The 7,368-nt window shown below is 72.8% G+C and carries 8 protein-coding genes; all 8 read left to right on the top strand.

Features of this window, described 5'->3' with window-relative positions; genetic code table 11:
• Positions 1 to 296, top strand: a 296-nt coding sequence (locus IRZ18_07435) for a hypothetical protein (protein MBX5476934.1), incomplete at its 5' end; no start/stop codon positions are given.
• 19 nt (positions 297 to 315) lie between these two features.
• Complete coding sequence (gene ndk, locus IRZ18_07440; GenBank protein ID MBX5476935.1) at positions 316 to 774, top strand: nucleoside-diphosphate kinase; 459 nt, start codon at positions 316 to 318, stop codon at positions 772 to 774.
• 25 nt (positions 775 to 799) lie between these two features.
• Positions 800 to 1,312, top strand: a complete 513-nt coding sequence (locus IRZ18_07445; protein MBX5476936.1) for a MarR family transcriptional regulator — start codon at positions 800 to 802, stop codon at positions 1,310 to 1,312.
• Between the two features lie 81 nt (positions 1,313 to 1,393).
• Positions 1,394 to 2,203: an S-methyl-5'-thioadenosine phosphorylase gene (gene mtnP / locus IRZ18_07450; GenBank protein MBX5476937.1), complete on the top strand. Its 810-nt coding sequence runs from the start codon at positions 1,394 to 1,396 to the stop codon at positions 2,201 to 2,203.
• The gene (locus tag IRZ18_07455; protein MBX5476938.1) at positions 2,200 to 3,462 is read left to right on the top strand and encodes an adenosylhomocysteinase; all 1,263 of its coding nucleotides are present in this window, start codon (positions 2,200 to 2,202) and stop codon (positions 3,460 to 3,462) included. The genes mtnP and IRZ18_07455 overlap by 4 nt, the downstream gene beginning before the upstream one ends.
• Positions 3,459 to 4,769 carry an amidohydrolase gene (locus tag IRZ18_07460; protein ID MBX5476939.1) on the top strand — a complete coding sequence of 437 codons (1,311 nt, stop codon included), beginning with the start codon at positions 3,459 to 3,461 and terminating at the stop codon, positions 4,767 to 4,769. Before IRZ18_07455 ends, IRZ18_07460 begins: the two co-directional genes overlap by 4 nt.
• A gap of 15 nt (positions 4,770 to 4,784) precedes the next feature.
• Positions 4,785 to 5,402, top strand: a complete 618-nt coding sequence (gene cobC / locus IRZ18_07465; protein MBX5476940.1) for an alpha-ribazole phosphatase — start codon at positions 4,785 to 4,787, stop codon at positions 5,400 to 5,402.
• 22 nt (positions 5,403 to 5,424) lie between these two features.
• On the top strand, positions 5,425 to 7,368 hold a 1,944-nt coding region (locus IRZ18_07470; protein ID MBX5476941.1), incomplete at its 3' end, for a hypothetical protein.

The following is a 7,368-nucleotide window of genomic DNA, read 5'->3' on the forward strand; positions in this document are numbered from 1 at the left end:
TCGTGTCCCTCGCGGTCTACTTCTGGTTCTGTTTCCGCCCGCCGGCGCCCGTCGACGGCGTCCTCCGCCGCCATCGCCATCTGGCGAAAGGGTTGGCCGCTGTGGCCGTGGCGTCGGTGCTGGCCCTCGTCTTCAACGACTCGGGCGTGGTGGCCGCGGCCACCGCATCGGTGTGGGCCGCCACGCCGCTGCTGGCCCTGCTCGCGACCGAAGCCGCCCAGGCGGACCGGGCCGCCGGCGGGTTCGGCGGGCCGTTGCGCCGGGGGCCGCGAACCGGTACATTGCCAGAGGGTTGACCACGAAAGGAGCGAAACGATGGAGCGCACGCTTGTTCTCGTCAAGCCCGACGGCGTGCAGCGCGGCCTCGTGGGGACGGTCATCCACCGCCTTGAACAGCGCGGCCTGCGCCTCATCGGCCTCAAGATGCTGCGCGTGGACCGGGCCACGGCCGAGCGCCACTACGAACCGCTCAAGGACCGGCCGTTCTTTCCCGCGCTGATCGACTTCATCACCTCGAGCCCGGTGGTGGCCATGGCGTGGGAAGGGCCGCACGCGGTGGACGCCGTCCGCCAGACCATGGGTGCCACGAATCCCCTGCAGGCGGCACCGGGGACGCTGCGGGCCGACTACGCCCTCGACATCCAATACAACCTGGTGCACGGCTCCGATTCGCCGGAGTCCGCCGCCCGTGAGCTCGCCATCTGGTTCCGTCCGGACGAACTCGTGACGTGGTCCCGCGCCGACGAGGATTGGGCCTTCGGCCAGTCGAAGTAGGTGCCCGCCAAAGGACGGTGAGCGGATGGCCGAGGGACGGTTCGCGCCGGACGTCGAAGCGATCGAGCTGCTGCTGCGCCGCACCGCGTTCCTCGTGCGGCAGCACGGGCGGCGCATCCTCGATCGCTTCGACATCACCCCGCCGCAGTTCGACGCCCTCCAGATCCTCGTCCACAACGACCAGCTGACGATGGGCGACCTGTGCCAGCGGCTCTACCTGGCTTCCAGCACGGTCACCGATCTGGTGCAGCGGATGGAGAGGGCCGGGTTCGTGCGGCGGGAGCGCGACCCCGTCGACCGCCGCCTCGTCCGCCTCACCGTCCTCGACAAGGGCCGCCGCTTGATCGAGGAAGTCATCGACGAGCGCCGCGCCTACCTGGAGTCCGTCCTCGCCCACATGGAAGCGGAGGAGCGGGCTGTTCTGCAATCGTCGCTCGAAAAGCTGCTGCGCATCATGCGGGAGGTCGGCCAGGCGGGCGGCCCGAAAGACCGCGAGCCGCGGCCGGCGGACGCCGAGGGTGGGCCGCCCCGTCCGTAGCCTGTCGGCCGCCTGCAACCGTGAGGACGCCGTGCGGACGCCGGACCCGTCCGCGCGGCGCCGTATCTGAGGAGGCATGTCATGCGGCTCGGCATCATCGGAGGCACCGGGGTGTACGACCCGGACATTCTCACGGACCTGCGGGAGGAAACGGTCGCGACGCCGTACGGCGACGCGCACGTCGTGATCGGCAGGTACCGCGGCGAGGACGTCGTCTTCATGAACCGGCACGGCGCCGGCCACGCGTTTCCACCGCACCGCGTGAACTATCGGGCCAACGTCTGGGCGCTCAAGGCGCTGGGCGTGGAGCGCGTGATCGCCACCGCGGCCGTCGGGTCTCTGCGCCGCGAGCTCGGCCCCGGCTCGATGGTCCTCTGCGACCAGTTTCTCGACTTCACGAAGAGCCGCCCCATGACCTTCTACGAGGGCGGCGAGCAGGGCGTCGTGCACGTCGACGTCACGAATCCCTACTGCCCGGAACTGCGTGGGCTGCTGGAGGAGAGCGGCCGGGCCGCGGGCGTGCACGTGAAGAACGGCGGCGTGTACGTCTGCACGGAGGGTCCCCGCTTCGAGTCGGCCGCCGAGATCCGCATGTTCGCACAGCTGGGCGGCGACGTCGTCGGCATGACCGGCGTGCCGGAGGTCGTGCTGGCGCGGGAGCTGGGGCTGTGCTACAGCGTCGTGGCGATGGTCGTCAACCTGGCCGCCGGTCTCAGCCCCACGCCGCTGACGCACAGCGAGGTGGTCGAGGTCATGAACCGCAACGTCGCCAACCTGCGGCGGCTCATCATGGACACGCTGCCGAGGATCCCCCCCACGAGCGAGCGCTGCGGCTGCGCCGTCCTGCCGGAAGTGCACGGGCTCCCGGCCCGGGAGGAGGGCAAGCGATGAGCGCGATCGAGCGCAGCACCCTTCGCCACCCCGAGTGGGCCGCCGAGGGCCGGCGCAAGATCGAGTGGGCGGAGGCCCACATGCCGGTGCTGGCGCAGATCCGGGAACGCTTCCGGTCGGAGCGGCCGCTCGCCGGCGAGACGGTCGCCATCTGCCTGCACCTGGAGGCGAAGACGGCGAACCTCGCGCTCGCCGTGCAGGATGCGGGCGCGCGCGTCGTCATCACGGGCTCGAACCCCCTCTCCACGCAGGACGACGTGGCGGCGGGCCTGGCCTCTCTCGGCGTCGAGGTGCACAGCTGGCACGGCTGCACACCGCAGGAGTACCGGTCCTTCCTCGACCGGGTGCTGGACGCCGGACCGACGCTGCTGATCGATGACGGGGGCGACCTCGTCGCCCGCCTGCACACGGAGCGGCGCGACCGGCTCGGCGGCGTGCGCGGCGGCTGCGAGGAGACGACGACCGGCATCCTGCGCCTCGCCGCCATGGACCGCGAGGGCCGGCTGAGCTTCCCGATGGTCGGCGTGAACAACGCCCGCATGAAGTACCTCATGGACAACCAGCACGGCACCGGGCAGTCCGTGTGGGACGGCATCATGCGCACGACGAACCTCCTCGTCGCGGGCAAGACGGTCGTCGTCGTCGGGTACGGGTGGTGCGGCCGCGGCGTCGCCCGCCGCGCGCAGGGGCTGGGCGCGCGCGTCGTGGCCGTGGAGGTCGATCCGTTCGCCGCGAACGTCGCGCTGCTGGACGGGTGCGAGGTGATGACGGGCGAGGAGGCGGCCGCCGTCGGCGACATCTTCGTCACGACGACCGGCAACCGCGCGGTGCTGACCCGCCGCCACTTCGAGCGGATGAAGGACGGGGCCATCCTCGCCAACGCCGGCCACTTCGACGTAGAGATCGACCTGCCGGCCCTCGCCGAGCTCGCCGCGGAAGTGTACGAGGCCCGCGCCAACGTCCGCGCCTACCGGATGCCGGACGGGCGGCGGCTGTACCTCCTCGCGGAGGGGCGCCTCGTGAACCTGGCGGCGGCGGACGGGCACCCGGCGGAGATCATGGACATGACATTCGCGCTGCAGGCGCTCGCCCTGCGGTACGTGCACCGGGAGTCGGGACGGCTGGGACCGCACCTCGTCGAAGTGCCGCGGGAAATCGACGAAGAGGTGGCGCGCCTGCGGCTGGCCGCCGCCGGCGCGGGCCTCGACGAGCTGTCGGACGCGCAGCGAGAGTACCTGAACTCGTGGAGCCACGAATGAGTCCTCGATCGACGCCCATCGTGTTCGAGAACGTCGACGTCGTCACGGCCACCTCGCGCGGCGTCATCCACGGCGGCACGGTGGTCGTGGCCGGCGGCCGCATCGTGCGCGTCGCAGCGGCGGGCGAGCCGGTCGAGAAGCCCGCGGGGGCGCGCGTCGTGCGCGGGCCGGACAAGGCGCTCGTGCCGGGTCACGTCAACCTGCACAACCACGCGGCGATGACGCTCTTCCGCGGCTGGGCCGACGACATGAACCTCATGCCGTGGCTGGAGACGAAGATCTGGCCGGCCGAGGCCCGGCTCACGGCGGAGGACGTGTACTGGGGCACGCTGCTCTGCCTCGCGGAGCTCCTGCGGGCGGGGACCACCACGTTCGCCGACATGTACTTCTTCGAGGACGAGGTCGCGCGCGCCGTGGAGGAGAGCGGCATGCGCGGCGTGCTGTGCGTCGGCCTCCTGGACGCGGACGGGGGCGGCGAGCGCCGCCTGCGCGCCGGGGTGGACTTCTTCCGCCGTTGGCACGGCGGGGCGGACGGCCGCATCCGCGCCATGCTCGGGCCGCACGCGCCGTACACATGCTCCGTCGAGTATCTGAAGGAGATCATCGACGCCTCGCGGGAGCTGGACTGCGCCATCCACATCCACCTGCACGAGACGCGCGTGGAAGTGGAACGCTACAAGGCGCAGCACGGCTGCACGCCGATCCGGATGATGGCGGACATCGGCCTCTTTGAGCGGCCCGTGCTGGCGGCGCACTGCGTGCACGTGTCGGACGACGACATCGCCATCCTCGCCCGCATGCGCGGCGGTGTCGCGCACAACCCCATGTCCAACCTGAAGCTGGCGAGCGGCATCGCTCCCGTGGCCCGCATGCTGGAGGCCGGCGTGCCGATGGGCCTGGGGACCGACGGACCGACCTCGACGAACCAGATGGGGCTCTGGGAAGAGATGCGGCTGTGTTCCTGGCTCGCTAAGGTCTCGACGGGCGACGGCGCGGCGGTGCCGGCGGCGCGCTCGCTGGAGCTGGGCACGCGCGGGGGGGCCGACGTCCTCGGCTGGCCGGAGATCGGACGCATCGAAGAGGGGGCCGAGGCGGACCTCGTCCTCGTCGACCTTTCCTCCCCGCGGTTCGCGCCGCTGCACGACGTCGTGTCGGCGCTCGTGTACGGCACGCAGGACGCGGACGTGGAGATGGTCCTGGTGCGCGGGGAGGTCGTCGTCGAGGGCGGGCGGTGCACGCGGCTCGACGAGGAACGGATCCGGCACGAGGTGTCCCGGCGCGTGCCCCGGCTCGTGGAGGGGCTGTAGGAGCGTGCCGGCGCGATGACCCTCCTGTATCTCGTGCGCCACGGCGAAACCCAGTCCAACCGCGAGGGCCGGTACCAGGGCAGCCTCGACATTCCGCTGAACGAGGAAGGCCGCGAGCAGGCGCGGCGCCTGGCCCGCCGCCTCGCGGGCGTCGCCTTCGACGCCGCCTATGCCAGCGACCTGAAGCGGGCCGTGGAGACGGCCCGCATCCTTCTCGACGGGCGCGACATCGAGCTTCGCCTCGACGCCCGCTTGCGGGAGATGTCGTACGGTCGCTGGGAGGGCCTGACCGTCGAGGAGATTCAACAGCGCTACCCCGAAGAATGGGAGGCGTACCGCCGCGACGGCGTGCAGACGCGCGTCACCGGCGGGGAATCGCTCGAGGATGTCCGGCGGCGGGTGGCGGCGTTCGCGGACGAGGTACTTCAGCAGGCGTACCGCCGCGTGCTCGTCGTGTCGCACGGCGCGGCGCTCAAGACCCTGCTCTTCACGCTCGCCGGCCTCGACCTGCGCCTTCGCGGGCGCTTCGTCCTGGACAACACGAGCCTGACCATCGTGCGCGCGGGCGGCCAGGCGAAACCCCGCGTTCTGCGCGTCAACGACGTCGAACACCTGGGCCGGCCCCTGCCGTGAGACGGTCCCCCGGAGGGACGCCATGTTTGAGCGCATTCTGGCCGTGGACGTCGAGACGACGGGGCTCGACCCGGCCGAGGACGAGATCATCCAGATCGGCGCCGTCCTGTGGGACCGCGGCCGCGTCGTCGACCGGTTCGTCCAGCTGTGCCGCCCGCGGCGGCCGGTTCCACTCGCCATCCTCCGCCTGACGGGGCTCTCCGAGGACGCATTGCGCCGCGCGCCCTCCGTGGACGAGGCGCTGGACAGGGTACGGGGGATGGCCGAAGGCGCCGTGCTCTGTGCCCACAACGCCCCCTTCGACCTCGCCTTCCTTCGCGCCGCGACGGGCTCGGCCCCGTGGACGCTCGGCCCGGCGGTGGACACGGTGGAATGGGCCCGCCGCCTCTGGCCGGCCGGCGTTCACGACCTTTCGGGACTCGTGCGGCGCCTCGGCGGCCCGGCCTTTGCCGCGCACGACGCGCTCGCCGACGCCGATGCCACGGCGTGGCTGTACGGCCGGCTCGTCCTGCGCGCGGCCGGCGCCCCACCCGGGCTCAAGGAGCTGTGGCGCCGGCTCCTTGAGCCCGTCGATCCGGACTTCCTGCGGTTTCTCGACGAAGCGCCGTCCATCGCGGCCCGCATGCCGGCGCCGGAGGACGAGGCGACGGTCCGCTGGTCGCGCTCGTCTCCGCGCGAGCGCGCTGCCGCCGAACGCGAGACGGCCGCGGGTAGCGACGAGCGCGGCGGCGACGCCCCCGACGAGGAGCTCCTGCCCGGCGGGCGCTGGGAGCGCCGGGCCGTGGTGTCGGCGTTCGCGCGCGGGGGCGCGCTCGCGCGGGCGCTGCCCGCATTCGAGTGGCGGGCCGGTCAGGCGGAGATGGCGGACCGCGTCGCGCGGGCGCTGGAGTCGGACGGCGTGGCGCTCGTCGAAGCCGGGACGGGCACGGGCAAGAGCCTCGCCTACCTTCTGCCGGTGGCCGCGTGGGCGGCGACGCACGGCGAGCGCGTCGTCGTCTCCACGCACACCCTCGCGTTGCAGGACCAGCTCGTCGACAAGGACCTGCCCGTGGTGCGGGCCGTGCTTCCCGCGCGGTTTGAAGCGCAGGTCGTCAAGGGGCAGACGCACTACCTCTGTCTCCGGCGGTGGGACGAGATTCTCGCCGGGGAGCTGGCCCTGGGCGAGGGCGAGCGCCGCTTCTACGCGCGCGTCGCCGCCTGGCTGGAGACCACGCGGGACGGCGACCGGGCCGAGCTGAACCTGCGCGACGCGGAGGAGACGTGGTGGTCGGCGCTCGCGGTCGAGGAGCACGCCTGCACCGGGCGCCGCTGTCCCCGCTACGGGGACTGCTTCCTCATGGCGGCCCGTCGCCGCGCCGAGGCGGCCGACCTGCTCGTCGTCAACCACGCGCTGCTGCTCTCCGACGTTCGCACGGGCGGCGCCGTGCTGCCGCCCTACACGCGGCTCGTCGTCGACGAGGCGCATCATCTTGAGGACCTGGCCGCGCAGCACCTCGGGGACGCGTTCGAGCGGAACGCCTGGCTGCGCCGCATCGGCGAGGTGGTCCGACCGCGCGATCGCACGACGCTCGTGGCACGCCTGCGGTCGCGGTGGTCCGAGCGCGAAGCGGGCGACGTCCTCCGCGCGGTGGAGACGCAGGCGCGCGCCGCGGCGCAGGCCGTGGACCGCCTCTTCCAGGAGGCGACCGCGTGGCTGGGCGGCGGAGCCGCGGCCGGCCAGCCCCGGGAATGCCGCATCGACCGCACGCCGCCGGACGATCCGCGGCTCGCGCGCCTGCGGGAGGCTGCGGACGACGTCGCGGGGGCCTTCACGCGGCTCTCGGCGGCGCTCGGGAAGGCGGCCGCCGCGTTCGCGGATGCGACGCACGACGCCGACGTGGCGCTCGGCGTGGAGGCGCGCCGCACGGCGGACGCGTTCCAGGAGGGCGCCGCGACGCTGCAGCGCATCGTCCGCGGGCGGGAGGGT

The organism is Clostridia bacterium (genome assembly GCA_019683875.1).
Taxonomy (GTDB): Bacteria; Bacillota; Sulfobacillia; order RBS10-35; family Bu92; genus Bu92.